The organism is Pseudomonas sp. PP3 (assembly GCF_905336995.1).
Classification (GTDB): domain Bacteria; phylum Pseudomonadota; class Gammaproteobacteria; order Pseudomonadales; family Pseudomonadaceae; genus Aquipseudomonas; species Aquipseudomonas reinekei.
Genome location: NZ_HG995459.1, coordinates 1,991,502 through 2,015,114, shown reverse-complemented (window position 1 = coordinate 2,015,114; position 23,613 = coordinate 1,991,502). Strand labels below are relative to the sequence as shown.

Sequence of the window (23,613 nt, the reverse complement as noted above, 5' to 3'; positions counted from 1 at the left end):
CCCAAAGTGAACAGTTAACGCAGTATAAGTCAGTTGTGGCGAACGATCAGGCTTCTGATACTCAGTGCATCTCCCATCGGTGCACGACCATGAATCGACCTACACCCTCCCCCCTGAAAATCATCCTGGCCATGGCATTTGTCGTAGCTTGCTGGGGATATTCCCCGAGCGGCATTCACATCGGGTTACTGGCTTATGACCCCGTGCATCTGGCGTTGCTGCGCTTTCTGATCGCGTCGGTCTTCATGGCAGTGGTCGCGGTATCGAGGGGCATTCACCCACCGACACTCCGGGATCTGCCGCTGCTGTTCGGGTTGGGTTTCTTTGCGGTGAGCCTGCATCACGTGTCGATCAATTTCGGCCAACAGGGCGTCAGCGCCGGTGCATCGAGTGTGCTGGCGCAGACGACGCCGCTGTTCAGCACCCTGCTGGCGCGTTTCGTATTCAAGGATCGGGTGAGCGTCTGGCGCTGGGGTTGCGTCGTGCTCGGACTGATCGGCGTGATGATTGTGGTGGCCGGTGATCACGGCTTCGGCAGCATCGACGCCCATGGTTTGCTGATCCTGCTGTCAGCGTTGTCATGGAGTATTTACTTCGCGCTGCAAAAACATCACACCGGACGTTACGACGGCCTGACCCTGGTTTGCTACACAGTCTGGTCCGGGACCGCGCTGCTGTTGGTGTTCCTGCCGGGGCTGGCGGATCAGGTGGTGAATGCGCCACCGCGGGTGCAGCTTGCGGTGTTTGCCCTGGGGATTTTTCCGAGTGCACTGGCGTATCTGGCGTGGGCCTATGTACTGGCGCATGTGGACCTGAGCCGGGCGACGATGACGTTGTATCTTGTACCGCCGACGGCGATGGTCATTGCGTCCTTTGCCCTGGGCGAAAGGCCGACGTTGATGGTGGGCGTGGGTGCGGTGGTGGTGTTGATCAGTGTGCTGGCGTTGAATCTGGAGCGCAGAGCGGTGGTTCGGGTAGCGCGGGTTTGATCAGCCGTTTGAGTTGAGGGCTGACGCCATCGCGGGCTTGCCCGCGATGAACGATGACTCGGTATCACTGCCTTTCAAACGGGCGAAAACCTGTCACGACTGTTAGTCAGGTGCAACCACATCGCCGCCCGCGCCGCGTCCGGGTCCTGGCGCTTGATGGCGTTGAGAATCGCCTCGTGTTCAAGGTTGGCCAACTGCCCGAGCTTGCTCAAATCCACCGCCCCACGCTCCGCCGCATTGACCCGGGTTCGCGGGATCATGGCGCTCCCCAGGTGCTGCATGATTTCGCTGAAACACACGTTGCCGGTGGCTTCGGCAATCAGTAGATGAAAGCGTCGGTCGGCCTCGACGCAACTGTCATTGTTGGCCAACAGGTTTTGATAATCGTCGAGTGCTTCGCGCATCTGCGCCAGTTGCTGATCGCTCCGACGGGTCGCCGCCAGCGCCGCTGCCTGGGTTTCCAGGCCCATGCGCAATTCGAGGATGCTGCGCACTCCCAGCGCGGTATCGACATTCAGCCGCAAGCCCTGCTCCGGCGCGCGCTCCAACACGAAGGTGCCGATGCCGTGACGGGTTTCAACCAACCCCGACGCCTGCAATTTCGAGATCGCCTCGCGCACCACCGTTCGACTGACCCCGTGTTCCTGAACGATCGAGTTCTCCGACGGCAGCTTGTCGCCGGGCAGCATTTGCCCGAGCAGGATGCTCTGGGTCAACTTGGCCACCAGGTCGTGGGCCAGGTTGTGGCTGCGTTTGCGGGCAGGTGCGTCGAGGTCTTCTTGCATGGAGGCGTCCGAAAAACTTGGCTAACGAATCGTAGCACTGCGCTTTGCGGGAATCGTCAGAAAAAACACATCAACTTGTATGACAACACTCAACAAATCGGGCTTTTATCGTCAACCACGACAGCTATATCGAGCACAAATCAACCAAAACGCCGCTACATACTCGCTATTTTGTTGGACAAAACCGGTTGCAAGGCAAAAAAATGTAGTTGTATGATGTCTATCAACAACGCAACCCCCGTCACACCCCGCATAAAAATAACGAGTGGGAGAAAACGCAGTGAATACATCCATCTCCGGGATGCACGACGACGCCGATTCCGTGCTGAAGTCCGCCATCTCCAAAGTCAAACGTCACGTCCTGCCGCTGTTCGTCATCATGTTCATCGTCAATTACATTGACCGGGTGAACATCGGCTTCGTCCGCACGCACATGGAACACGACCTGGGCATCGGCGCGGCTGCCTACGGCCTCGGGGCCGGCCTCTTCTTCATTGGCTACGCGCTGTTCGAAGTGCCCTCCAACATCCTCCTGCAAAAAGTCGGCGCACGGATCTGGCTGACCCGCATCATGCTGACCTGGGGCCTCGTCGCTGCGGGCATGGCGTTCATCCAGAACGAAACCCACTTCTACATCCTGCGATTCTTGCTGGGTGTGGCTGAAGCCGGGTTCTTTCCCGGGGTGATCTACTATTTCACCCGCTGGTTGCCCGGCGTGGAGCGCGGCAAGGCGATTGCGATTTTCCTCAGCGGCTCGGCGATTGCTTCGCTGATCTCCGGCCCGCTGTCCGGGCTGCTCCTGCAAATCAACGGCCTGGGCATGCACGGCTGGCAATGGATGTACTTCATCGAGGGCATGTTCTCGGTGGGCTTGTGCGCCTTCGTCTGGTTCTGGCTGGACTCCAAACCCCACGACGCCAAATGGCTGACCCGTGACGAACAAGACGCGCTGGTCAAAGCCATCGACGATGAACAACTGGCCCGCGAAGCGGCGACGCCGATCAAGCCGTCACTGGGCAAACTGCTCAAGGACCGGCAGATCATCCTGTTCTGCGTGATTTACTTCTTCATCCAGTTGACCATCTATGCCGCGACGTTCTGGCTGCCGAGCATCATCAAGAAGATGGGCGACCTCAGTGACTTTCAGGTCGGCATGTTCAACTCGATTCCCTGGTTGCTGTCGATCATCGGCATGTATGCCTTCGCTTCGCTGTCGGCCAAATGGAAGCACCAGCAAGCCTGGGTTGCCACCGCGCTGCTGATCGCTGCTGCGGGGATGTTCATGTCTACCACCGGCGGCCCGATCTTCGCGTTCGTGGCGATCTGCTTTGCTGCGCTGGGGTTCAAATCGGCGTCATCGTTGTTCTGGCCGATTCCCCAGGCTTATCTGGATGCACGCATTGCGGCGGGCGTCATCGCGTTGATCAACTCGGTGGGTAACCTCGGCGGCTTCGTCGCGCCGACCACCTTCGGCCTGCTCGAAGAGCGCACCGGATCAATTCAGGGCGGGCTGTATGGCCTGGCCGCCACCTCGATCATCGCAGCAATCATCGTCTTCGCCGCCCGCAACAAACCTAAATCCGCGCCCGCCATTCCATCGGCCGAAACCGCGCCACGTCACGCCTGAAAGGATAAGAAAATGATCGAACAAGACATCGCCAAAGCACCGATCATCACCAGCATGCAGATCGTTCCCGTGGCCGGCCACGACGGCATGCTGCTCAATCTGAGCGGCGCCCACGGCCCGTTTTTCACCCGCAACATCGTGATCCTCAAGGACAACGCCGGCCACACCGGCGTCGGCGAAGTGCCCGGTGGCGAGCGCATTCGCCAGACCCTTGAAGACGCTCGCAACCTGGTGGTCGGCAGCCCGATCGGCACTTACCAGAAGATCCTCAACCAGGTGCGCCAGACCTTCGCCGACCGCGATGCCGGTGGTCGCGGTTTGCAGACCTTCGACCTGCGCATCACCATCCACGCGGTCACCGGTCTCGAAGCCGCACTGCTCGATTTGCTCGGCCAGCACCTGGACGTGCCCGTGGCCGCCCTGCTCGGTGAAGGCCAGCAGCGCGATGAAGTGAAGATGCTCGGTTACCTGTTTTACGTCGGTGATCGCAATGAAACCGACCTCGCCTACCGCAGCGAACCGGAGGCCGACAACGACTGGTTCCGCGTACGTCACGAGAAAGCCATCACCGCCGATGCGGTGGTGCAACTGGCGGTCGCCGCCCATGGGAAATACGGCTTCAAGGACTTCAAGCTCAAGGGCGGTGTGCTCAGTGGCGATGCCGAGATCGAAGCGGTCACCGCGCTGGCTGAGCGTTTTCCCGATGCCCGCATTACCCTCGATCCGAACGGCGCCTGGTCGCTGAAGGAAGCGATCCGTTTGTGCCGCGATCAGCACAACGTTCTGGCTTACGCCGAAGATCCGTGTGGCGCGGAGAACGGGTATTCGGGTCGTGAAGTGATGGCTGAATTCCGTCGTGCCACGGGCCTGAAAACCGCGACCAACATGATCGCCACCGACTGGCGTGAAATGGGCCACGCGATCCAGCTGCAATCGGTCGACATCCCCCTGGCCGACCCGCATTTCTGGACCATGCAGGGTTCGGTGCGCGTGGCGCAGATGTGCCACGAATGGGGCCTGACCTGGGGTTCGCATTCCAACAACCACTTCGACATTTCCCTGGCCATGTTCACCCACGTCGCCGCTGCCGCACCGGGTGAAATCACCGCTATCGACACCCACTGGATCTGGCAGGACGGCCAGCGCCTGACCAAGGCGCCACTGCAAATCGTCGACGGTTGCGTGCAGGTACCGCAGAAACCCGGATTGGGCGTCGAGCTGGACATGGATCAGGTGAACAAGGCCCACGAACTGTACAAAGGCATGGGCCTGGGCGCGCGCGACGACAGCGTGGCGATGCAGTTTTTGATTCCGGGCTGGACGTTCGATAACAAGCGGCCGTGCCTGGTGCGTTAAGCCAGCGAGAACATCACAAAGCATCACTGCGGGAGCGAACCTGCTCGCGAATGCGCCCTGTCAGTCAACGCAAAAGGTTGACTCGGCAACCGCATCGCGGGCAGGCTCGCTCCCACTGTTTTTTTGATGGAATCGACATGATGACGGGCATCCTCAACCGCGCCGTGCTGGCAACTTTGATCACGGGCGCCGGCCTTTTTGTATCAGGCCAAAGCCTGGCACAACCGACTCTCGAGAAGCGGGTCAACGAGGCGGTACGCCCGGTCATGAAGAGCCAGGACATTGCCGGAATGGCCATCGCTGTCACCGTCAACGGCAAGCAGCACTTCTTCAATTACGGCGTGGCGTCGAAAGAAACCGCCAAACCGGTCAGCGAAAACACCCTGTTCGAGATCGGCTCGGTCAGCAAGACCTACACAGCCACCCTCGCCGCCTACGCCCAGGCCAGCGGCAAACTGTCCCTGAACGACACGGCCAGTCACATCCTGCCGGCCTTGCGCGGTAGCGCCTTCGACAACATCAGCGTATTGCAACTGGGCACCTACAGCGCCGGGGGTTTGCCGCTGCAGTTTCCTGCTGAATTCGATTCAGCCGACAAAATGCTCGGCTACTACCAACAATGGAAACCGGTCTACACCCCCGGCAGCCACCGCCTGTATTCGAATCCCAGCATCGGACTGTTCGGCTACCTTGCCGCGCTAAGTCTGGGCCAGCCGTTCGATGACGCCATGGAAAACACCCTGCTGCCGAAGCTCGGCTTGAAACACACCCACCTGAAGGTGCCGCAGGATCAGATGGGGCTGTATGCCCAGGGGTACAACAAGGACGGCAAACCGGTGCGGGTCGGGCCGGGAGCGCTCGATTCCGAAGCGTATGGGGTGAAAACCAGCGCTGCGGACCTGATCGCATATGTCGAAGCGAATATGAAACCGTCGCACCTGGAACAACCGCTGCAGCAAGCTATCGCCTTGACCCACACCGGTTACTACACGGTCGATAACATGACCCAGGGTTTGGGTTGGGAGTTGTATCGCTACCCCGTCACCCTCGATCAATTGCTGGCGGGCAACTCGACGCCGATGGCCATGGAGGCGCACGAAGCCCACTGGCTGAATCCGCCTCAGCTGCAGACCGGGAATTGGTTGTTGAACAAGACCGGTTCGACCGGCGGATTTGGGGCTTATGTTGCGTTTGTGCCGTCGAAGGATGTCGGGATTGTGATGCTGGCGAACAAGAATTTTCCGATTGCGGATCGGGTGAGGATTGCGCATCAGGTGCTGAGCGCTTTGAACGAGTGATGGCGTAAGAATGAGGATTAAAAGATCGCAGCCTTCGGCGGCTCCACGGATTGGTGGAGCTGGCGAAGGCTGCGATTTTTTTGCGGTTTCCAACCGGTTAGCCGGAGCGAACTTGCTCGTGATGTGCCAACGCTAAATCAGTCATCCGGCATTTGAGGTGGCTTGGCTGGCTTCGCCGGCTTGGCGTTTTTGGCACCCTTGGCCGGTGCCGGCTCGGCGGCCACCGGGGGCGGTGTCGGTACCAGTGCAGCCGCTTCTTTCTCAGCCATTGGCATGGCGTCAATGGTGTCGAAGATTTTCTTCAGATCCACCGACTTCGATTCTTCCCCGGAACTCTCAAGCTTCTTTTCGCCGTCCTTGCCCACCAGAATCACTTTCGGTAAAGCCCCGGCCCCCAGTTTCAGCGCACGGATCAACGCCATGGTGTCCTGCTGACCGAGATCCTTGCCGTTGAGTTGACCGGACATATTCAGCACGCTGTACACCCTGATGTTGCGGTCGGCGACACCCTGCTTGTTGGCGGGATCCTCCAGGGATTTCTTCAGGTTTACCCAGACAGGATCAACGGTGCTGCTCGTGATCACGATCAACGGCCGGGCCCTGCCCTTGTCCATGTCCAGTGGTGAATCGCCATCGGCGGCGAACAGGGGGCCGGCGACAGCCAGCAAGGTAGCCAGGGTCAGAGACCTGATGAGCATGCGCATCTCCTTTTGATATCCACGCTCTAATGATTGCGCATCGCGGCGTTCGTTCCGGGTGACGCATGGCAAATACGCTTTGCCTTGTCCAAAGCTTAGGTCAGGTCAGACATTGCGCAACAGGCTGGGCCCCTATGAAACCGTTACAAAATCTGGCGTACAGCGTTGTATCAGAACGCCAGCTTGTAACCGATCAGCATCAGCATCGTCGCCAGACACGGACGCAGCAGTTCGTCGGAGATACGCCCGGTCAGATGGCTGCCCAGGTAAATCCCCGGCAACGAACCGACCAGCAAGTAACCGAGCACCTGCCAATCCATATTGCCCATGCTCGCATGGCCCAGGCCGGCAACCAGCGTCAGCGGTACGGCATGCGCGATTTCCGTGCCCACCAGGCGGCGGGTCGGCAGCAGAGGATAAAGGATGAACAACGCCACGGTGCCCAACGCGCCGGCGCCGATGGACGTCAGCGCGACCATGGCACCGAGGACGAGCCCGGTGATTACGGTCAGGACATTGAGGCGCGGCCCGCTTGGGTTGTAGCTGCCACCGGCGCGCTTGTGGGCAAAGTCGAGCAGGCGTTTCTTGAACAGAATCGCCAGCGCCGTGGCGAACAGCACAAAGCCCAGGGCTTGCTTGATGATCGCGTTCATCGCGTCAGGGCTGGAATGCAGCGTGCTGAGGAACCACAACGTCAAGATGACGGCCGGCACGCTGCCGAGGGTCAGCCAGCCGGTGATCTTCCAGTCGATGTTGTTGTTCTTTTTATGAACAATCACGCCACTGGATTTGGTGATGGCCGCGTACAGCAGATCGGTACCGACCGCCGTTGCCGGATTGATACCGAACCATAGCAGGATCGGAGTCATCAACGACCCGCCACCCACGCCAGTCATGCCGACGATGAAGCCGACAACCAGCCCGGCCACGACCAACCCGATGTTCACTAAATCCATTGATACGTCCACATAGACCGCAGGGAAAATCTGGCCAGCAGCATAGCGATATTTCTTATAACCAGTTATATCGATGCGATCTATCTTTATGCCATATGCAATGGGGTGGTGCACTCACTGGACGGGCAGGAAATTCAGGAACAACAGGCTCTGCGCATAATTCAGACCGATCCGCCGGTAGCGCTCGTCAAGCATCTGGGTCAGCAGGTCCAGCCGCGCGACGATCTTGCCGAACTCCACGGCAAAACTCAGGTTACTGCCCTCCTCCGAGATTTCGTTGGAGAACAGCATGGGCTGGCCATCCTTGTTCTGCCGCTGACTCAATATCCAGGTGGCGATTTCGATATTGCGCGCGGCGTTGCTGACGAAGGTCGGGTTGATCGCGTCGGTCATGTAGAACTCCAGGCGATTACCGTGGGCGGTGACCAGCATGCTGCCGATGGCATAAATGAACGCGCCGACCCGGTCCCCTAGAAACTCCGGGCTCATGGCAAAGCGCAACGCCGCCAGGTCTTTTTTACCGCCCAGGGTGGGGAGTGGCTGCTGTTGTTCGATGGCCATGCGCACTTGCTTGCCGGCGGTGCGGGCGTCGAGAAAGCCGGATTTTTTCAACTCGTCGGGGTTGCGCAGGTACAACTTGCTCATCAGCAAGTAAAGGCTGTCGAGGTTGTCGCGCATCGCCAGCGTGGCCATGCGATCGACGCTGGTTTGCAGGAATTCCTGGGGTTTCCCGTCGCGAATCTGGCTGAACAGATCATTGCCGGGCTGATGGCTGCAGCCGCTGGCGCTAAGCAGCAACAGACCGGCGAGCAGGCGAACGCGGATAAGGTTAAAGGGCAACACTCGAACCATAAGGGATTGGGCTGGCACATTCCTGTGCGGCGGGATTCGCCGCAACGGCTATGGATAGAGCCGGGCAATTGGAAAAAGTGCAGTGTCGGGAGTGGCGAATCGATCATTGGCAGGCAACAACGGATGCAAATGGGGGGTGGAGGGTTGATAGGGCGCATTCGCCAGCAAGCCGGCTCCTACAGGTTGGAAAGCAGACCACCAAAACAAACAGGCCGGCCCAGAGGCCGCCAATACGGAACCCTGCAGCTATCCTGATGCCAACTTAAGTATCGAGCAAAAGGGAAAACACCCATGCGAACCCAGCAACTGGCCAACACCCACGTCCCCATCATCGGCCAAGGCACCTGGCAGATGGGCGAAGACCCCACCCGCCACAAAGAAGAGGTCGCCGCCCTGCGCCAAGGCATCGACCTGGGCATGACCCTGATCGACACCGCTGAAATGTACGCCGAAGGTGGCGCCGAAAAAGTGGTGGGCGAAGCCATCGCCGGCCAGCGCGACGAGGTTTTCCTGGTCAGCAAGGTCTACCCGCACAACGCCAGCCACAAAGGCGTCCCCGAAGCGTGCGAGCGAAGCCTGCGCAGGCTCAAGACCGATCATATCGATTTGTATCTGCTGCACTGGCGCGGCCAATACCCTCTGGAAGAAACCGTCGAAGCCTTCGAACGCCTGCGCGAGTCGGGCAAGATCGGCCGTTGGGGCGTGTCCAATTTCGACGTCGATGACCTGCTGGAACTGAACGCCCCGGCCTGCGCCACCAATCAGGTGCTCTACAACCTGGAGCAACGCGGCATAGAATTTGATCTTTTACCCTGGTGCCAGCAGCACAAGATGCCGGTCATGGCCTACTGCCCGATCGGCCAAGGCGGAAAAATGCTCGCCAATGCCACGCTCAAACAAGTGGCCGCCCGCCATGGCGTGACGCCTGCGCAAGTATCGCTGGCGTGGCTGCTGCGCCAGGACGGCGTGATCGCTATCCCCAAGGCGGTCCACCCCGAACATGTTCGACTCAATGCGCAGGCCGCGCAGTTGCAACTTGAGGCAGGGGATCTGGAGGCGCTGGACCAAGCGTTTCACGCGCCCAAACGCAAGCAGCGGCTGGCGATGGTCTGAGCCAACGCGCAGTCAGAGGGCTTCGATATGAGAAGCACTGATCACCCGGACGATTTTAATCTGCAACGCTTTATCCAGGCGCAAGACCCGGTGTTCGACCGGGTTCAGGCCGAACTGGCTGCCGGCCACAAACGCAGCCACTGGATGTGGTTCGTCTTTCCGCAGTTCGCCGGGCTGGGCGGCAGTGAAATGTCCCGACACTTCGCGATACGCTCCCGGGAAGAAGCGCAGGCTTACCTTGAGCACCCGTTGTTGGGTGCCCGGCTGCGCATCTGCACCCAGGAAGTTCTGAACATACAGCAGCGCTCGGTGGCGGCGATTTTCGGCCATCCCGACGACTTGAAGTTTCATTCATCGATGACCCTGTTCGCCCAGGTCTGCGCCGATGGCAGCCCGTTTCACCAGGCCTTGAACCAATACTTCCACGGCATCCTGGATGACTGGACCCTGTCGTTGATGGACTCAAAACAGGCCCAGTTGCCCCCCAATCAGGGTTGAGAAGTCATCGTCGACAAACGGCAGGATCGCGTCCGCCACCGGTTGCAGTTGCTTGCTGATGTAGTGATCGTAATCGATGGGCGCGCTGCGGGTCTCCAACGGCTCGGGGCCGGCAACGGTGATCACGTAGCTGATCCAGCCACCGTTCTGGTATTGCCGCGGGCGACCCTGCTGGTCGTTGTAATCATCGGCGATGCGCGCCGCCCGCACATGCGGCGGCACGTTGCGCTGGTAGTCGTCGAGGGTGCGGCGCAGGCGTTTGCGGTAGATCAGGCGATCATCGAATTCACCCGCCAGGGTTTTGCGCACGTAATCGCGCACGTAGTCCTGATACGGCTTGCGGTGGAAGATCATTGAATACAGCTCCTGCTGGAACTGCCGGGCCAGCAGCGACCAGTCGGTGCGCACGGTCTCCAGGCCTTTGTAGACCATCTCGTCGGTGCCGTCGGCGCGGGTGACCAGCCCCGCGTAACGTTTCTTGCTGCCCTCCTCCGCCCCGCGAATGGTCGGCATCAGGAAGCGCTTGTAGTGGGTTTCGAACTGCAACTCCAGCGCGCTCTCCAGCCCGTACTCCTGCCGCACATGCTCGCGCCACCATTGATTGACGTGATCGACCAAAGCACGTCCGATCTGTGCGGCTTCCTGTTGGCCGTGGGCACGATGCAGCCAGACGAAGGTCGAGTCGGTGTCGCCATAAATCACCGTGTGCCCCTGGGCTTCGATCAACTGGCGGGTGCGCAGCATGATTTCGTGACCGCGCAAGGTGATGGAAGACGCCAGGCGCGTATCGAAGAAGCGGCAACCGCTGGAACCGAGCACGCCATAGAACGCGTTCATGATGATTTTCAGCGCTTGGGACAGCGGCGCATTGTGTTCGCGCTTGGCGGTTTCCCGGCCTTCGGCAACCCGCGCGACGATGGACGGCAAGCAATGACGGGTACGGGAAAAACGCGCACCGCGAAAGCCCGGCACCGAGTCGACGTCGTCGGGGTGCTTGAGTCCTTCGATCAGCCCCACCGGGTCAATCAGGAACGTACGAATGATCGACGGGTAAAGGCTCTTGTAATCGAACACCAACACTGACTCGTAGAGCCCCGGCTGTGAATCCATGACAAACCCGCCAGGGCTGGCCTGTGGCGGTTTAGCACCGAGGTTTGGCGCGACAAAGCCCTGACGGTGCATCAACGGCATGTAGAGATGGGTGAACGCTGCCACCGATCCGCCCATACGATCGACCGGCAAGCCGGTGACGCTGGCCCGTTCCAACAGGAAAGTCAGCAACTCGGTCTTGGCGAAAATCCGCGTGACCAGCTCGCAGTCCTTGAGGTTGTATTTGGCCAGCGCCGGTTTGTCCTCGGCGAACATGCGGTTGATCTCGTCCATGCGCTGGTACGGGGTGTCGATGGCCTTGCCTTCGCCGAGCAGGGTTTGCGCGACGTTTTCCAGGCTGAACGAGGGGAAGCTCCAGGTCGCCGAACGCAGGGCTTCGATGCCGTCGATGATCAGTCGCCCGGCAGCGGACGCGAAGTAATGATTGCCGCTGCCGTGTTCGCGCCATTGCATGTCCTCGCCGCCACGCCCCAGCTTGAGCGGTACGCCCAGGCGTCGGGCGTGTTCGTGCAGCACCCGCATGTCGAACTGCACGACGTTCCAGCCGATGATCGCATCGGGGTCATGTCGGGCGAACCAGTCGTTGAGCTTTTTCAGCAGCAGCGTGCGTGACTCGCAGTATTCGAGCTGGAAATCCACCGCGCTGTCGTCGCCGTTGGGCGGGCCGAGCATGTACACCTGACGCTCGCCACAGCCTTCCAGGGCGATGGAGTACAAATCGCCCTGAGCAGTGGTTTCGATGTCCAGCGACACCAGTTTCAAGCTGGGTCGATAGTCAGGATCGGGCTTCATCTGCGCATCGAGCAGCAGGCCACCCTCGCCCGGCGTACCGCCAAAGCGTACGGGCGCGGTGATGAAGCGCTCCATCATGTAGCGTTCCGGCGGGCGCACGTCGGCTTCGTAGACTTCGACGTCCGCCCGGCGCAACGCGGTTTCGAGGCGCATCAACTGCCCGTGCTGGCGGCAATACAGGCCGAGCACCGGGCGATGCTCGAAATCCAGCAGGGACAGCGGTTTGAGTTCGACGTTTTTTTCGTCGTGCAGCAGCGCTTCGGCCTGCTCGCGCTGGCTGGCCGGCAGGAACGCCACCGACGGCTGATGCGGCAGGCGGATGCGCCGGGGACCGCTGTCAGTCGCCAGCCAGAACTCGACTTCCGTACCCGCCGGGGTATCGCGCCAATGCCGGGTCAGGACGAAGCCCTGGGGTAAATCCACCACTGCAAACCTCGGAGTTGATTTAGGGGGGCAATTCTACGCGTCATCGCCTTGAAAAGGTCGCAGCCTTCGCCAGCTCTACAGGGTGTACGCATTCCAGTGCAGGCGCTGCCGAAGGCGGCGATCTTTTGCGGATTCGAAAGAAAAACCGGCAAATGACGTTTTTTGCGCGTTATCTGCCGCTTTCGCCCTTGCCCTGAACGCTTGTGTCTACGATTCTTCAAGGACAACGACAACACCCGGGAAACCGCCATGAAAACCGTCGCGCAACTGCTCAAGTTGAAAGATCAGAAAAACCAGGAAGTGCACCAGATCAAACCGGATCACATGGTGCTGGAAGCGCTGATGAAGATGGCCGAGAAGAATGTCGGCGCCTTGCTGGTGGTGGAGAACGATGAAGTGCTGGGCATCATCAGTGAACGTGATTACGCGCGCAAACTGGTGCTGCATGGCCGTTCTTCGGTGGGTACGCCGGTGCGCGACATCATGGTGTCGCCGGTGATCACCGTGGACACGCACCAGACGGTCGATACCTGCCTGGGCATCATGTCCGAAAAACGTCTGCGTCACTTGCCCGTAGTGGAAAACGGCCGGTTGATCGGTTTGCTGTCGATCGGCGACCTGGTCAAGGAAGCCATCGCTGAACAGGCTGAACTGATCCGCCAGCTGGAGCAGTACATTCGCGGCGAATAGCGCCCGCCCGCCGCCCCCCCTGCAGGAGCGAGGCTGCTCGCTCCTGCAATTGATCGGCGTTGTTGTTCAGGCAGGCCAATGCCGGGCAAACACCGGCGCCAATGTCGGATGCCGGTCAATCCGCTCCAGCCAGGCATAAAAACCGGGTCGCGTACGGCGTAAATGCTCCCGGCTCCCCGCCCACCGCGTGACCACCGCCGCCAGCACATCCAGCGCGCCAGGCGTTTCTTCGCCCAGATACAACTCCCCCGAGAACTGGTCGGCAAACACCTCCCAACTCCAGTGCAGCCGGGCACGGGTACCCGCCATCAGGTTTTGCCGCGAGGCTTCATCGGTCGTGGCCAGCCAGCGTTCGGGGTAATCGATGATGCCGATTGCCGAGTAACAATTGCTGACAATAAATGCCAGGCCGCGAATGGCCTGATCGCGGTCGGCGGGGGCATCCGGCAACAGTTTCGACGATGGAAACGTCAACGCCAGATGAATCAGGATCGCCGCACTCTCGGTCAGGATGCTGCCGTCGGGCAGTTGCAGGGTCGGAATCTGCTTGAGCGGATTGAGTTTCACCAACGCCTGCGCAGCCTCCGCAGACGACTCGACATCAATGAAACGATAAGGAATATCACACAGCTCCAGCGCGGCCTCGACCGCCGCCGCGCCCGAGTTCTGGTGACCATAGAGCTGATACATACACACCTCCTTGGGATGCTCTCCAGCAGCTGACTCTTGCCGCGCTGAAAAATTTCTTCGATGCACTGCATCCAGAATGCCTTGCCAAGGGTAGTACCTGTAGCAGCCCCTGTTGCTGCCCAGTGCATTACCCACTTTTGGAGAGCTATTGATGAACGCCAAACAGCTTATTTGCCTTGTCGGTTTGTTCGCCACCGTTCCTGCGGTCTACGCCCAGACCGGTCTGCCCGACAGCATCAAGGTACCGGACGGACACAAGGTGGCAATGGAGACCACCGGGGTCGGCGAAATTACCTACGAATGCCGGAACAAGGCCAATGCGGCCGGCCAGACCGAGTGGACCTTCGTCGGCCCTAAAGCCGTGCTCAATGATCGCAGCGGCAAGCAGGTCGGCACCTATTTCGGACCACCGGCTACCTGGCAGGCCAAGGACGGGTCGAAAGTCACCGGCACTCAACTCGCCGTGGCGCCATCGAGCCCGGGCAACCTGCCTTACCAACTGGTCAAGGCCAACCCGGCTGAAGGCAAAGGCGCCATGAGCGGTGTCAGCTATATCCAGCGCGTCGCGCTCAAGGGCGGTGTCGCACCAAGTAGCGAATGCACGACCGCCAACAAGGGCAAGCAGGAAGTGGTGAAATATCAGGCGGATTATATTTTCTGGGCGGCCAGTTGAGGCCCGGGATCTGACGTGATCAACCTGTGGGAGCGAAGCGCGCCCACAGGAATGCCAATTGTTTGCTAGATTGCATTCGACCTATCAATCCACCGCCGGCCGAGAACAGTGTCCTTGCCCGAAACCCTCTTCGACTACGAACACCACTTGGCTGCCTGCGCTCGCGGCGAGCGTCAGGCCCTGCGCGATTTGTATGTGCAGGAGAGCCCGCGGCTGTTGGGGGTGGCCAAGCGTCTGGTGCGGGATACGGCGCTGGCCGAGGACATCGTCCACGATGCATTTCTGAAGATCTGGACCGGCGCCGGGCGTTTTGACCCGGCGCGGGGTTCGGCCCGGGGCTGGATGTTCAGCGTGACCCGGCATCTGGCACTCAATTACCTGCGTGATCACCATCGCGAAATTCAAGGCGAGGTCGACATGCCAGACAGCGAGGACACCTTTGATGTCCAGGAGCACTCAGCTCGCATCCACTTGTGCCTGGAACAACTCGAACCGGCGCGGCGCAATTGCATTGTGCACGCCTATGTCGACGGCTATTCCCACGCACAGATTTCACACAAACTCGGCACCCCGCTGGGCACCGTCAAAGCGTGGATCAAGCGGAGCCTGACGGCATTGCGGGAGTGCATGGGATGATCGACAGACCGACCGACGAAACCCCGCAAGCGCTCGATGAGCTGGCCAGTGAGTATGTGCTGGGAACGCTGTCCGCCGAGCAGCGAGCCGAGGTTCAGCAACGCCTGCGCAGCGATATCGCGCTGCGCAACGCCGTCGACAGCTGGGAGCGCCGTCTGCTGGGCCTGACCGAACTGGCCGAACCACAAACCCCATCGGCGCACCTGTGGCAGCGCATCGAACGCAGTGTGAATACCCTGAGTCGCCCATCATCGACAACGCGTGCGATCACACCCGTAACCTGGTGGAATCGCCTGCCTCTGTGGCGAGGGCTTACAGGCGCCGGGCTGGCTGCCAGCTTGTTGCTCGGCGCGTTGCTGCTGACGCAAACCACGGCCAAACCGACTTATCTGGTGGTGCTGGTCGCCCCGCAGGACAAGGCGCCCGGTTGGGTCATTCAGGCCAGCAACCCCAGGGAAATCCAGCTGATCCCGCTGGGTGTCGTGGAGGTTCCGGCAGACAAGGCACTGGAGTTCTGGACCAAGGCCGAAGGCTGGCAAGGACCGGTGTCCCTCGGCCTGGTGAAGCCGGGGCAAACGCTTTCGGTGGCGTTGGACAAACTGCCACCGCTGGAGCCCAACCAACTGTTCGAGCTGACGCTGGAAAACCCCAATGGCTCGCCAATCGGCAAGCCAACCGGGCCGATTCAATTCATCGGTCGCGCGGTGAAGGTGCTTTGAGTCGCAACATCAACCCCACCACAGGTAGGTTGCTGGCAACATCAATCCTGTCGATGTTCAACATCACTTCAATGAAGTTCTCTTAAAAATTGTGCGGCGTAACATTGGCTCCATACCAACCAAACACCCCGGAGCACACGATCATGAAACGCCAAACCATCCTCAGCATCGCATTCTCGATCTTCGCAGTTAACGCGTTTGCCGCGACCTCTGCTCAACCCGTAGTCGCTGAAGGCGGCTCGGATCGACTGATTGAAAGCCGTGTGGCTGAAGGTGGTTCGGATCGTTTGATCCAGAATCGTGTGGCTGAAGGCGGTTCGGATCGCCTGATCGAAAAACGCGTCGCTGCCGATGGTTCGGATCGTTTGAAAGGTAACGAAGTCGCCGCTGATGGTTCTGACCGCCTGCACGGCAACACCGTCGCCGCTGATGGTTCTGACCGCCTGCACGGCAACACCGTCGCGGCTGATGGTTCGGATCGTCTGAAAGGCAACGAAGTCGCCGCCGATGGTTCCGACCGCCTGCATGGCAACACCGTTGCGTAACTGAATCGCCCCACCGCAGTACCCCAGCAAAAAGCCCGGCCTGATCAGCCGGGCTTTTTCATGCCCGCGTTTTTTTGAGCCTCAATGACGCGCCATACAACGCTGATAACGCTCATCAACCCGTTTGGCGAACCACGCGGTGGTGAGTTTTCGAGTGATTTTCGGGCTTTGCAGGACAATCCCCGGCAACACCGCTCGGGGCAGCGGTCGCCCCTCGGTCTGTTCGGCCAAGGCAAAGACCCGCTGATAGAGCTTGCTGTTCTCGAATTCGAGGCTGCTGCCCTCCTCCAGTTGGTCCCTGATCGTCGGATTACGCATGTCCAACTGCTTGCCAAGGGTGCGCACCGCCAGCTCCGTGCTGCCGGGCATGATCGAGCCGTAGCGGACCAGGTCGCCATCCAGCGCCAGCGGGATGCCCGAGGCACGACTGACAGCGTTCTGGAACGCGGCATTGCGGCTGGCGTACCAACCGGCATTGAAGTCGGCAAAGCGATACAGCGGCTGTTCGTAACTCACCGGGTAACCCAGCAAATGGGCGATGCCGAAATACATGCCGCCGCGGCGGGTAAAGACTTCACGACGGATCGAGCCATCCACCGGGTAGGGATACCCCTTGGCCTGTTGCTCGGCAAAGTCGATGCTGACCTGCATCGGCCCACCGGTGTGTACCGGGTTGAAACCGGCGAACAGGGTCTGGCCCATGGGCACCATGCCGATGAAATCATCGAAGATCGCACTCAGTTCTTTCTCACTGCGCGCTGCATTCAGGCGGTCGCTGTAGGTTTTGCCATTGGGCGAACTCACCCGCAGTGCGCCGCTGACCAGCAGTCCGGGAATGTGTGCCTTGGTCGCTCGGCGATCGATCTCCTCACGGGCGATCTTGCCCAGCCCCGGCACGGTCGGGTCGACCTGGAAAGTTGATTCCTGCTCGGTCACCGCCAGCACGGCACACAGGTTTTGCGTGGTCGGTGCAATGCTCTGCGCGGCGAACGCAGCGTAGATATCCGTGGCCCAACCTTCACGGTCGACCGTTTTGGCCGGCAGCAAACGCACGATTTGCGCCTTGACCTCGGCAGGTTTGCGCACCGGTGGTTCCTGGGTCCGTTGGCTGCTGCAACCGGCCAACACCAGCAACGCGGCGATGCTCATGATCAATCGTTGGGCTTGCATGTTGCTCCTGGGGGTCCGTTGAACCGGGTTAACCATACGACCAATGGCATTGCGCAGGCTATGACTGCAACGCTGAGCTGCTGTTCCTCCAACATCCTGAATCTCCGCCCGGAGTGATGGGAATTCCAACCCCCTCAAATCTTTACCTGCAGACCGTAATGACAAAATGATTGCGCGATGCGACTGGGAACTCTTATCATTTGTATCTGGAGTCGCATTTGCGCATGGAGTTTTGCGCCGTCATTTCCTTTTCTACCGGCGCTCACCGCCCAGGAACGAAACATGATTACTCCAGTCCGCACCGGCGCGCCCTTTCGCCCGACGCTGATCGCCCTGCTTTGCTCATTAACCATCACCGCCCATGCCGCAACCCCCGCACCCGCGCCGCAAGGCGATGGCAAAGCGCTGGTGCTGGACGACGTCAACGTCAACGCCCAGGCCCCGTCACCGTCCGAGCTGCCACCGGTGTACGCCGGCGGTCAGGTAGCGCGGGGCGGCCAACTGGGCGTACTGGGCAATCAGGACGCGATGGACGTGCCGTTCAGCGTGACGGCCTACACCGAACAACTGATCCGCGACCAGCAGGCCGAAACCGTTGGCGACGTTTTGCTCAACGACTCTTCGGTGCGTCAGGCTTCCGGGTTTTCCAACCAGGCCCAGACCTTCATGATCCGTGGCCTGCCCCTCAACGGTGACGATATTTCCTATAACGGTCTCTACGGCATCCTGCCGCGGCAGATCATTTCCACCGACGCGCTGGAGCGTGTGGAAGTCTTCAAAGGCCCGAATGCCTTCATCAACGGCGTGACCCCCACCGGCTCCGGCATCGGTGGCGGCGTCAACCTGCAACCCAAACGTGCCGGTGACGTGCCGCTGCGTCGCTTCAGCACCGACATCAGTGACGACGGGCGCATCGGTGAGCATCTGGATGTCGGCCAACGCTTCGGCGAGGACAACCGCTTCGGTGCGCGCATCAACCTGTCGCAACGCGAAGGCGACACCGCCATCGACGATGAAAACCAGCGCTCCAAACTGTTCGCCATCGGCCTCGACTATCGTGGCGATGCCTTGCGTATTTCCGGTGATTTCGTCTACTCGAAGGAACGCATCAACGGTGGCCGCAGTTCGGTGAACCTCGGCACCGCCACGCACATCCCGGATGCGCCATCGGCCGACACCAACTACGCACAGAAGTGGGGCTTCACTCAGATTGAAGACACCTTCGGCATGCTGCGCGCTGAGTACGACCTGAACGAGAGCTGGACCGCTTACGCGGCCGCCGGTGCCAAACACACCCGCGAAGTCGGCAACTACAACAGCACGACCCTGGTCGGAAACGATGGCAGCTCCACCACGACCGGCTCGTTCATTCCCCACGACGAGGACAACACCAGCACCATGGCCGGCCTCAACGGCAAATTCGCCACTGGCCCGGTCAGCCACCAACTCAACTTCGGCCTGGCCGGCATCTGGACGCAACAGCGCAACGCCTACGATTTCGACCTGACCCGTTACCCGAACAACATCTATCACCCGGTTGACGTTCCGGCACCACAGGGCGGCTTCTCCGGCGGAGACCTGCACGATCCGGGCATCACCGGCAAGACCTTCGTGCGCAGCGGCGCGGTGTCCGACACCCTGGGGTTCTTCGATGATCGCCTGCTGGTGACCGTCGGTGTGCGGCGCCAGCAAATGGTCGTTCAGGGCTATGCCTACGGCACCGGCACCCGCACGTCCAACTATGACGAATCGATCACCACGCCGGTGTACGGCATCGTGTTCAAGCCGTGGGAACACGTGTCGTTCTACGCCAACCGCATCGAGGGTCTGGCGCAGGGGCCGACCTCGCCGACGACGTCGGGTTCGCGAGTCGTGGTCAATGGCAATGAAGCGTTCGCCCCGGCGCGCTCGAAGCAGATCGAAGCCGGTGTGAAAGTCGACATGGGCACCTATGGCGCCACCCTCGGTGTTTATCGCATCGAGCAGCCGGCGGATGGTTATACCGAAGTCATCGACGACACCACCGCACGCTTCGTGAACGACGGTGAACAAGTCAATAAAGGCGTGGAACTCAACGTATTCGGCGAGCCCATCGACGGTTTGCGTCTGCTCAGCGGCGTCACGGTGATGGACACCGAATTGAAGAAAACCCAGGGCGGCCTCAACGACGGCAACCACGCCATCGGTGTCCCGACCTTTCAGTTCAACGCCAGCGTCGATTGGGATGTACCCGGCCTGCAAGGCGTAGCACTCAATGGCCGGATGTTGCGCACCGGCGGCCAGTACGCCGATGCCGCAAACAACCTCAGCCTGCCGACCTGGAACCGCTTCGACGTCGGCGCTCGCTACGCCTTCAAGGTCCAGGAGAAAGACGTGACCCTGCGCTTCGGCGTCGAGAACGTGGCCAACAAGAAGTATTGGGAATCGGCCCAGGGCGGCTACCTGACCCAGGGCGACCCCCGGATGGCGAAGCTGTCGGGCACCATCGACTTCTAATCGTCAACGCCCGTTTTTTCCGTTGAGCAGTCAGCCTGGCCGCCCTACGCCTGTGGACCATACTTGAACCACACGGCGAAGAGGACGGGTTCATGCACCGAAGCGACGTCTTGATCATCGGCGCCGGCCCCACCGGGCTGGTGCTGGCCTTGTGGCTGAGCAAACTGGGGATCCGCGTGCGGATCATCGACAAGACGTCAGCCCCCGGCACCACGTCGCGGGCGCTGGCCGTGCAGGCGCGGACGCTGGAGCTGTATCGCCAGCTCGGCCTGGCGGATGCCATCGTCCAGCACGGTCATCGCGTGGCTGCGGCCAATTTCTGGGTCAAGGGCGAGCCCGTGGCGCGCTTGCCGCTGAGCCGTGTCGGCGAGGGTCTGACGCCCTACGCGTTTCTCGAAATTTTCCCGCAGGATGAACACGAGCGGCTGCTGATCGAGCGCCTCGAAACCTTCGGCATCCGCGTAGAACGCGACACCGAGTTGCTGGGCTTCGAGGAAACCGGCGATGGCATCACCGCCACCTTGCGCCTGGCCGACGGTCAACGGGAAACCTGCCAGGCCTGCTACCTGGCGGGCTGCGACGGCGCCCGCTCAATCGTGCGCAAAACCCTGGACACCGGATTTCCCGGCGGCACCTATCAACAGATTTTCTACGTCGCCGACGTGCAGGCCAGCGGTCCGGCGTTCAATGGCGAATTGCACGTGGATCTTGATGAAGCGGACTTCCTCGCGGTGTTCCCGCTGGCCTCTGAAGGCCGAGCGCGATTGATCGGCACCGTGCGCGATGAACGGGCCGAGCAGGCTGAAACCCTGCGATTCGAAGACGTCAGCAGCCGGGCTATCGAGCACATGCAGGTCAAGATCGAACAATTGAACGGGTTCTCGACCTACCGCGTGCATCATCGGGTGGCGGAGCATTTCCGCACCGGCCGGGCGTTTTTACTGGGCGACGCCGCCCATGTGCACAGCCCGGCGGGTGGCCAGGGCATGAACACTGGCATCGGCGACGCGATTAACCTCGCCTGGAAACTCGCGGCGGTGCTGAGCGGCGGTGCCGAGACCGGATTGCTCGACACCTATGAAACCGAACGCATCGCCTTCGCCCGCAAGTTGGTGGCCACCACCGACCGAGTGTTCACGTTCGTCACCGCCGAAGGCCCCATGGCCGATGTGCTGCGCACACGCCTGGCGCCATTTCTGATTCCAAAAATGGCCTCGTTTGAAACCTCCCGTGAATTCCTGTTCCGCACGGTGTCGCAGATCACCCTGAACTACCGCGGGATGCCCCTGAGCAACGGCGTTGCCGGGCACGTGCACGGCGGCGACCGCTTGCCCTGGGCCCACGACGGTGAGGGTGACAATTTCGAATCGCTGAAATGCCTGACGTGGCAGGTGCATGTGTACGGCGACACCAGCGACGAGATGATTGCCTGGTGCCACGAACACCATCTGCCGTTGCAGGTGTTCGATTGGCGGCCGGCGTTTGAAGAAGCAGGTTTGGGCCGCAACGGCTTTTACCTGTTACGGCCCGATACCTATGTGGCGATTGCCGAGACGTGTTCCGATCCGAAGGTGATTGAGCGGTATTTCAATCACCACGGGATTCGGCCGTTTTTCAACAATCCCTGACTTCGAAAAATCCATTGTGAGATAGGTGGTGTCGTTCAGATCCCGGCCAGCGCCAGGTCCATCGCGAAGTAAGTGAAGATCAGGTCAGCGCCGGCCCGCTTGATTGCACCAAGGCTTTCGCGCACCACGCGGTCCTCATCGATGGCTCCTGCCTGGGCAGCGAATTTGATCATCGCGTACTCGCCGCTGACTTGATACGCCGACAATGGCAGGCGCGAGGCCTCGCGAATGTCGCGGATGATGTCCAGATACGCACCGGCCGGTTTGACCATCAGCGCATCGGCCCCTTCCTGCTCGTCCAGCAGCGATTCACGCAACGCTTCACGGCGGTTCATCGGGTTCATTTGATAGCTTTTGCGATCACCCTTGAGCGCGCTGCCGCCGGCTTCGCGGAACGGACCATACAGTGCCGATGCGAATTTGGTCGAATAGGCCATGATTGCCGTCTGGGTGAACCCGGCTGCGTCCAGCGCCCGGCGAATCGCCTGGACCTGCCCGTCCATGGCGGCGGACGGCGCGATCACGTCGGCACCGGCACGGGCCGCGGCGACCGCTTGCTTGCCGAGGTTGAGCAGGGTCTGGTCGTTGTCGACTTCATGGTTGTGCAGCACGCCGCAATGGCCATGGTCGGTGTATTCACAAAAACAGGTGTCGGACATGACGATCATTTCCGGCACCGCGTCCTTGGCAATGCGCGACATGCGCGACACCAGGCCGTTGTCGTTCCAGGTATCGCTGCCATTGCTATCGAGGTGATGGGACACGCCGAAGGTCATCACCGACTTGATCCCGGCCCGGGCATACCGCTCGATCTCGCCGGCCAGTTTCGACTCTGGAATGCGCATTACGCCGGGCATGCTTTTGATCGGGACGAAGTCATCGATTTCTTCTTCGACGAATATCGGCAGCACCAGGTCGTTCAGGCTGAACTCGGTTTCCTGGAACAGACTGCGCAGGCTCGCATTGCGGCGCAGACGGCGTGGGCGTGCTTCGGGGAACTGACTGGACATGGGCAATCCTGAAAAGCGGGGGATGGGTTAGTTGGAGAGCGGTTTCGGGATTTCCAGACCGCGCTTCACTGCCGGCCGTGCGAGGAATTTTTCCAGCACGCGGGTGACGTTCGGGAAGTTCTGGATGCCGACCAGATCGCCGGCTTCATAAAAGCCGATCAGGTTGCGGATCCATGGGAACGTGGCGATGTCGGCGATGGTGTAGCGTTCGCCCATGATCCACTCCCGACCTTGCAGGCGTTTATCGAGAACACCGAGCAGGCGTTTGCTCTCTTCCACATAACGGTCACGGGGACGTTTGTCTTCGTAGTCTTTGCCGGCGAACTTATTGAAAAAGCCCAACTGGCCAAACATCGGACCGATGCCGCCCATCTGAAACATCAGCCACTGAATGGTTTCGTAACGGCTGGCCCCTTCCTGCGCTAGCAGTTGCCCGCTCTTGTCAGCCAGGTAAATCAGGATCGCGCCGGATTCGAACAACGGCAGCGGCTGACCGCCAGGACCGTGGGGGTCGAGGATCGCCGGAATCTTGTTGTTGGGGTTCAACGACAGGAACTCGGGGGACATCTGATCGTTGGTTTCGAAACCGACGCGATGCGGCTCATACGGCAGGCCAATCTCTTCCAGCATGATCGAGACCTTGACGCCGTTGGGGGTCGGCAAGGAGTACAGCTGAATCCACTCCGGATACTGGGCCGGCCATTTTTCAGTGATGGGGAATACAGACAAATCGGTCATGGGTTGGATCCACGAAAAAATTGAGAACGCCGATCATAAAGGAGATCACGCGGATTGAGAGCGTGGATGCCATCAATAACGCTGATGGTCGAGATCAATGCGGATCACAGCGTGATTG

At 60.4% G+C, this 23,613-nt stretch carries 22 protein-coding genes; 13 read left to right on the top strand and 9 right to left on the bottom strand.

The genetic code is table 11. The features are described from left to right. The first annotated feature begins 89 nt into the window (after positions 1-89). On the top strand, positions 90-989 hold the full coding sequence (locus KHO07_RS09255) for a DMT family transporter (protein WP_212627004.1): 900 nt from the start codon (positions 90-92) through the stop codon (positions 987-989). 74 nt (positions 990-1,063) lie between these two features. On the opposite strand, the gene KHO07_RS09250 is transcribed toward KHO07_RS09255, so the two are convergent. Beyond that, positions 1,064-1,774 carry a FadR/GntR family transcriptional regulator gene (locus KHO07_RS09250; RefSeq protein WP_150735461.1) on the bottom strand — a complete coding sequence of 237 codons (711 nt, stop codon included), beginning with the start codon at positions 1,772-1,774 and terminating at the stop codon, positions 1,064-1,066. A 280-nt stretch (positions 1,775-2,054) separates the two neighbouring features. Here KHO07_RS09250 and KHO07_RS09245 point away from each other — a divergent pair, with 280 nt between their 5' ends. From KHO07_RS09245 to ampC, 3 genes are all read left to right on the top strand, one after another. Continuing rightward, entirely contained in the window at positions 2,055-3,401 is a 1,347-nt protein-coding gene (locus KHO07_RS09245) for an MFS transporter (RefSeq protein WP_212627003.1), read from the top strand. A 12-nt stretch (positions 3,402-3,413) separates the two neighbouring features. Further along, a complete protein-coding gene (gene gudD, locus KHO07_RS09240) occupies positions 3,414-4,757 on the top strand; it encodes a glucarate dehydratase (protein WP_212627002.1) in 1,344 nt (447 codons plus the stop codon). A gap of 137 nt (positions 4,758-4,894) precedes the next feature. Continuing rightward, the gene (gene ampC / locus KHO07_RS09235; RefSeq protein ID WP_244858273.1) at positions 4,895-6,055 is read left to right on the top strand and encodes a class C beta-lactamase; all 1,161 of its coding nucleotides are present in this window, start codon (positions 4,895-4,897) and stop codon (positions 6,053-6,055) included. A gap of 137 nt (positions 6,056-6,192) precedes the next feature. Here ampC and KHO07_RS09230 read toward each other — a convergent pair whose 3' ends face one another. From KHO07_RS09230 to KHO07_RS09220, 3 genes are all read right to left on the bottom strand, one after another. Further along, positions 6,193-6,753 (bottom strand): DUF4174 domain-containing protein, encoded by a 561-nt coding sequence (locus KHO07_RS09230; RefSeq protein WP_212627001.1) that lies wholly within the window; start codon positions 6,751-6,753, stop codon positions 6,193-6,195. 170 nt (positions 6,754-6,923) lie between these two features. Further along, positions 6,924-7,709: a sulfite exporter TauE/SafE family protein gene (locus tag KHO07_RS09225; protein ID WP_150735457.1), complete on the bottom strand. Its 786-nt coding sequence runs from the start codon at positions 7,707-7,709 to the stop codon at positions 6,924-6,926. 114 nt (positions 7,710-7,823) lie between these two features. Beyond that, a complete protein-coding gene (locus KHO07_RS09220) occupies positions 7,824-8,561 on the bottom strand; it encodes a hypothetical protein (RefSeq protein WP_212627000.1) in 738 nt (245 codons plus the stop codon). A gap of 291 nt (positions 8,562-8,852) precedes the next feature. On the opposite strand from KHO07_RS09220, the gene KHO07_RS09215 reads away from it, so the two are divergent. Both KHO07_RS09215 and KHO07_RS09210 read left to right on the top strand, forming a co-directional pair. Next, the gene (locus KHO07_RS09215) at positions 8,853-9,674 is read left to right on the top strand and encodes an aldo/keto reductase (protein WP_212626999.1); all 822 of its coding nucleotides are present in this window, start codon (positions 8,853-8,855) and stop codon (positions 9,672-9,674) included. A 27-nt stretch (positions 9,675-9,701) separates the two neighbouring features. Then, a complete protein-coding gene (locus KHO07_RS09210) occupies positions 9,702-10,172 on the top strand; it encodes a DUF1810 domain-containing protein (protein WP_150735454.1) in 471 nt (156 codons plus the stop codon). Here KHO07_RS09210 and KHO07_RS09205 read toward each other — a convergent pair. Next, positions 10,137-12,497 carry a DNA polymerase II gene (locus KHO07_RS09205; protein WP_212626998.1) on the bottom strand — a complete coding sequence of 787 codons (2,361 nt, stop codon included), beginning with the start codon at positions 12,495-12,497 and terminating at the stop codon, positions 10,137-10,139. The two genes, KHO07_RS09210 and KHO07_RS09205, sit on opposite strands and share 36 nt — an antisense overlap. Before the next feature lie 252 nt (positions 12,498-12,749). Here KHO07_RS09205 and KHO07_RS09200 point away from each other — a divergent pair, with 252 nt between their 5' ends. Continuing rightward, positions 12,750-13,190, top strand: coding sequence for a CBS domain-containing protein (locus tag KHO07_RS09200; RefSeq protein ID WP_075948290.1), 441 nt, complete (start codon positions 12,750-12,752; stop codon positions 13,188-13,190). A gap of 66 nt (positions 13,191-13,256) precedes the next feature. Here KHO07_RS09200 and KHO07_RS09195 read toward each other — a convergent pair whose 3' ends face one another. Further along, positions 13,257-13,880: a glutathione S-transferase gene (locus tag KHO07_RS09195; protein ID WP_150735452.1), complete on the bottom strand. Its 624-nt coding sequence runs from the start codon at positions 13,878-13,880 to the stop codon at positions 13,257-13,259. Between the two features lie 151 nt (positions 13,881-14,031). On the opposite strand from KHO07_RS09195, the gene KHO07_RS09190 reads away from it, so the two are divergent. The 4 genes from KHO07_RS09190 to KHO07_RS09175 all read left to right on the top strand — a co-directional run bounded on the left by KHO07_RS09190 (position 14,032) and on the right by KHO07_RS09175 (position 16,453). Further along, positions 14,032-14,553, top strand: coding sequence for a DUF3455 domain-containing protein (locus KHO07_RS09190; RefSeq protein ID WP_212626997.1), 522 nt, complete (start codon positions 14,032-14,034; stop codon positions 14,551-14,553). 108 nt (positions 14,554-14,661) lie between these two features. Continuing rightward, a complete protein-coding gene (locus KHO07_RS09185) occupies positions 14,662-15,189 on the top strand; it encodes a sigma-70 family RNA polymerase sigma factor (RefSeq protein ID WP_150735450.1) in 528 nt (175 codons plus the stop codon). After that, the gene (locus KHO07_RS09180; RefSeq protein ID WP_150735449.1) at positions 15,186-15,908 is read left to right on the top strand and encodes an anti-sigma factor; all 723 of its coding nucleotides are present in this window, start codon (positions 15,186-15,188) and stop codon (positions 15,906-15,908) included. Before KHO07_RS09185 ends, KHO07_RS09180 begins: the two co-directional genes overlap by 4 nt. Positions 15,909-16,051: 143 nt before the next feature. Next, complete coding sequence (locus KHO07_RS09175; RefSeq protein WP_212626996.1) at positions 16,052-16,453, top strand: hypothetical protein; 402 nt, start codon at positions 16,052-16,054, stop codon at positions 16,451-16,453. Positions 16,454-16,534: 81 nt separating this feature from the next. On the opposite strand, the gene KHO07_RS09170 is transcribed toward KHO07_RS09175, so the two are convergent. Then, positions 16,535-17,623 (bottom strand): DUF1615 domain-containing protein, encoded by a 1,089-nt coding sequence (locus KHO07_RS09170; protein WP_212626995.1) that lies wholly within the window; start codon positions 17,621-17,623, stop codon positions 16,535-16,537. Positions 17,624-17,905: 282 nt separating this feature from the next. On the opposite strand from KHO07_RS09170, the gene KHO07_RS09165 reads away from it, so the two are divergent. Together KHO07_RS09165 and KHO07_RS09160 are read left to right on the top strand one after the other, a co-directional pair. Further along, complete coding sequence (locus KHO07_RS09165; RefSeq protein WP_212626994.1) at positions 17,906-20,119, top strand: TonB-dependent siderophore receptor; 2,214 nt, start codon at positions 17,906-17,908, stop codon at positions 20,117-20,119. A gap of 92 nt (positions 20,120-20,211) precedes the next feature. Beyond that, entirely contained in the window at positions 20,212-21,747 is a 1,536-nt protein-coding gene (locus KHO07_RS09160; RefSeq protein WP_212626993.1) for an FAD-dependent oxidoreductase, read from the top strand. A 35-nt stretch (positions 21,748-21,782) separates the two neighbouring features. On the opposite strand, the gene hemB is transcribed toward KHO07_RS09160, so the two are convergent. Beyond that, positions 21,783-22,757 carry a porphobilinogen synthase gene (gene hemB, locus KHO07_RS09155; RefSeq protein ID WP_212626992.1) on the bottom strand — a complete coding sequence of 325 codons (975 nt, stop codon included), beginning with the start codon at positions 22,755-22,757 and terminating at the stop codon, positions 21,783-21,785. A gap of 27 nt (positions 22,758-22,784) precedes the next feature. Further along, positions 22,785-23,495 carry a glutathione binding-like protein gene (locus KHO07_RS09150; RefSeq protein WP_150735443.1) on the bottom strand — a complete coding sequence of 237 codons (711 nt, stop codon included), beginning with the start codon at positions 23,493-23,495 and terminating at the stop codon, positions 22,785-22,787. Positions 23,496-23,613 lie beyond the last annotated feature (118 nt).

What these genes read in the sequence shown, in the direction of transcription:
- KHO07_RS09250 (WP_150735461.1), bottom strand. Translation starts at nt 1,774, where the DNA reads ATGCAAGAAGACCTCGACGCACCTGCCCGCAAACGCAGCCACAACCTG.
- KHO07_RS09255 (WP_212627004.1), top strand. Translation starts at nt 90, where the DNA reads ATGAATCGACCTACACCCTCCCCCCTGAAAATCATCCTGGCCATGGCA.
- KHO07_RS09195 (WP_150735452.1), bottom strand. Translation starts at nt 13,880, where the DNA reads ATGTATCAGCTCTATGGTCACCAGAACTCGGGCGCGGCGGCGGTCGAG.
- KHO07_RS09190 (WP_212626997.1), top strand. Translation starts at nt 14,032, where the DNA reads ATGAACGCCAAACAGCTTATTTGCCTTGTCGGTTTGTTCGCCACCGTT.
- KHO07_RS09160 (WP_212626993.1), top strand. Translation starts at nt 20,212, where the DNA reads ATGCACCGAAGCGACGTCTTGATCATCGGCGCCGGCCCCACCGGGCTG.
- KHO07_RS09170 (WP_212626995.1), bottom strand. Translation starts at nt 17,623, where the DNA reads ATGCAAGCCCAACGATTGATCATGAGCATCGCCGCGTTGCTGGTGTTG.
- KHO07_RS09215 (WP_212626999.1), top strand. Translation starts at nt 8,853, where the DNA reads ATGCGAACCCAGCAACTGGCCAACACCCACGTCCCCATCATCGGCCAA.
- KHO07_RS09225 (WP_150735457.1), bottom strand. Translation starts at nt 7,709, where the DNA reads ATGGATTTAGTGAACATCGGGTTGGTCGTGGCCGGGCTGGTTGTCGGC.
- hemB (WP_212626992.1), bottom strand. Translation starts at nt 22,757, where the DNA reads ATGTCCAGTCAGTTCCCCGAAGCACGCCCACGCCGTCTGCGCCGCAAT.
- gudD (WP_212627002.1), top strand. Translation starts at nt 3,414, where the DNA reads ATGATCGAACAAGACATCGCCAAAGCACCGATCATCACCAGCATGCAG.
- KHO07_RS09150 (WP_150735443.1), bottom strand. Translation starts at nt 23,495, where the DNA reads ATGACCGATTTGTCTGTATTCCCCATCACTGAAAAATGGCCGGCCCAG.
- KHO07_RS09230 (WP_212627001.1), bottom strand. Translation starts at nt 6,753, where the DNA reads ATGCTCATCAGGTCTCTGACCCTGGCTACCTTGCTGGCTGTCGCCGGC.
- KHO07_RS09165 (WP_212626994.1), top strand. Translation starts at nt 17,906, where the DNA reads ATGATTACTCCAGTCCGCACCGGCGCGCCCTTTCGCCCGACGCTGATC.
- ampC (WP_244858273.1), top strand. Translation starts at nt 4,895, where the DNA reads ATGATGACGGGCATCCTCAACCGCGCCGTGCTGGCAACTTTGATCACG.
- KHO07_RS09220 (WP_212627000.1), bottom strand. Translation starts at nt 8,561, where the DNA reads ATGGTTCGAGTGTTGCCCTTTAACCTTATCCGCGTTCGCCTGCTCGCC.
- KHO07_RS09210 (WP_150735454.1), top strand. Translation starts at nt 9,702, where the DNA reads ATGAGAAGCACTGATCACCCGGACGATTTTAATCTGCAACGCTTTATC.
- KHO07_RS09175 (WP_212626996.1), top strand. Translation starts at nt 16,052, where the DNA reads ATGAAACGCCAAACCATCCTCAGCATCGCATTCTCGATCTTCGCAGTT.
- KHO07_RS09200 (WP_075948290.1), top strand. Translation starts at nt 12,750, where the DNA reads ATGAAAACCGTCGCGCAACTGCTCAAGTTGAAAGATCAGAAAAACCAG.
- KHO07_RS09180 (WP_150735449.1), top strand. Translation starts at nt 15,186, where the DNA reads ATGATCGACAGACCGACCGACGAAACCCCGCAAGCGCTCGATGAGCTG.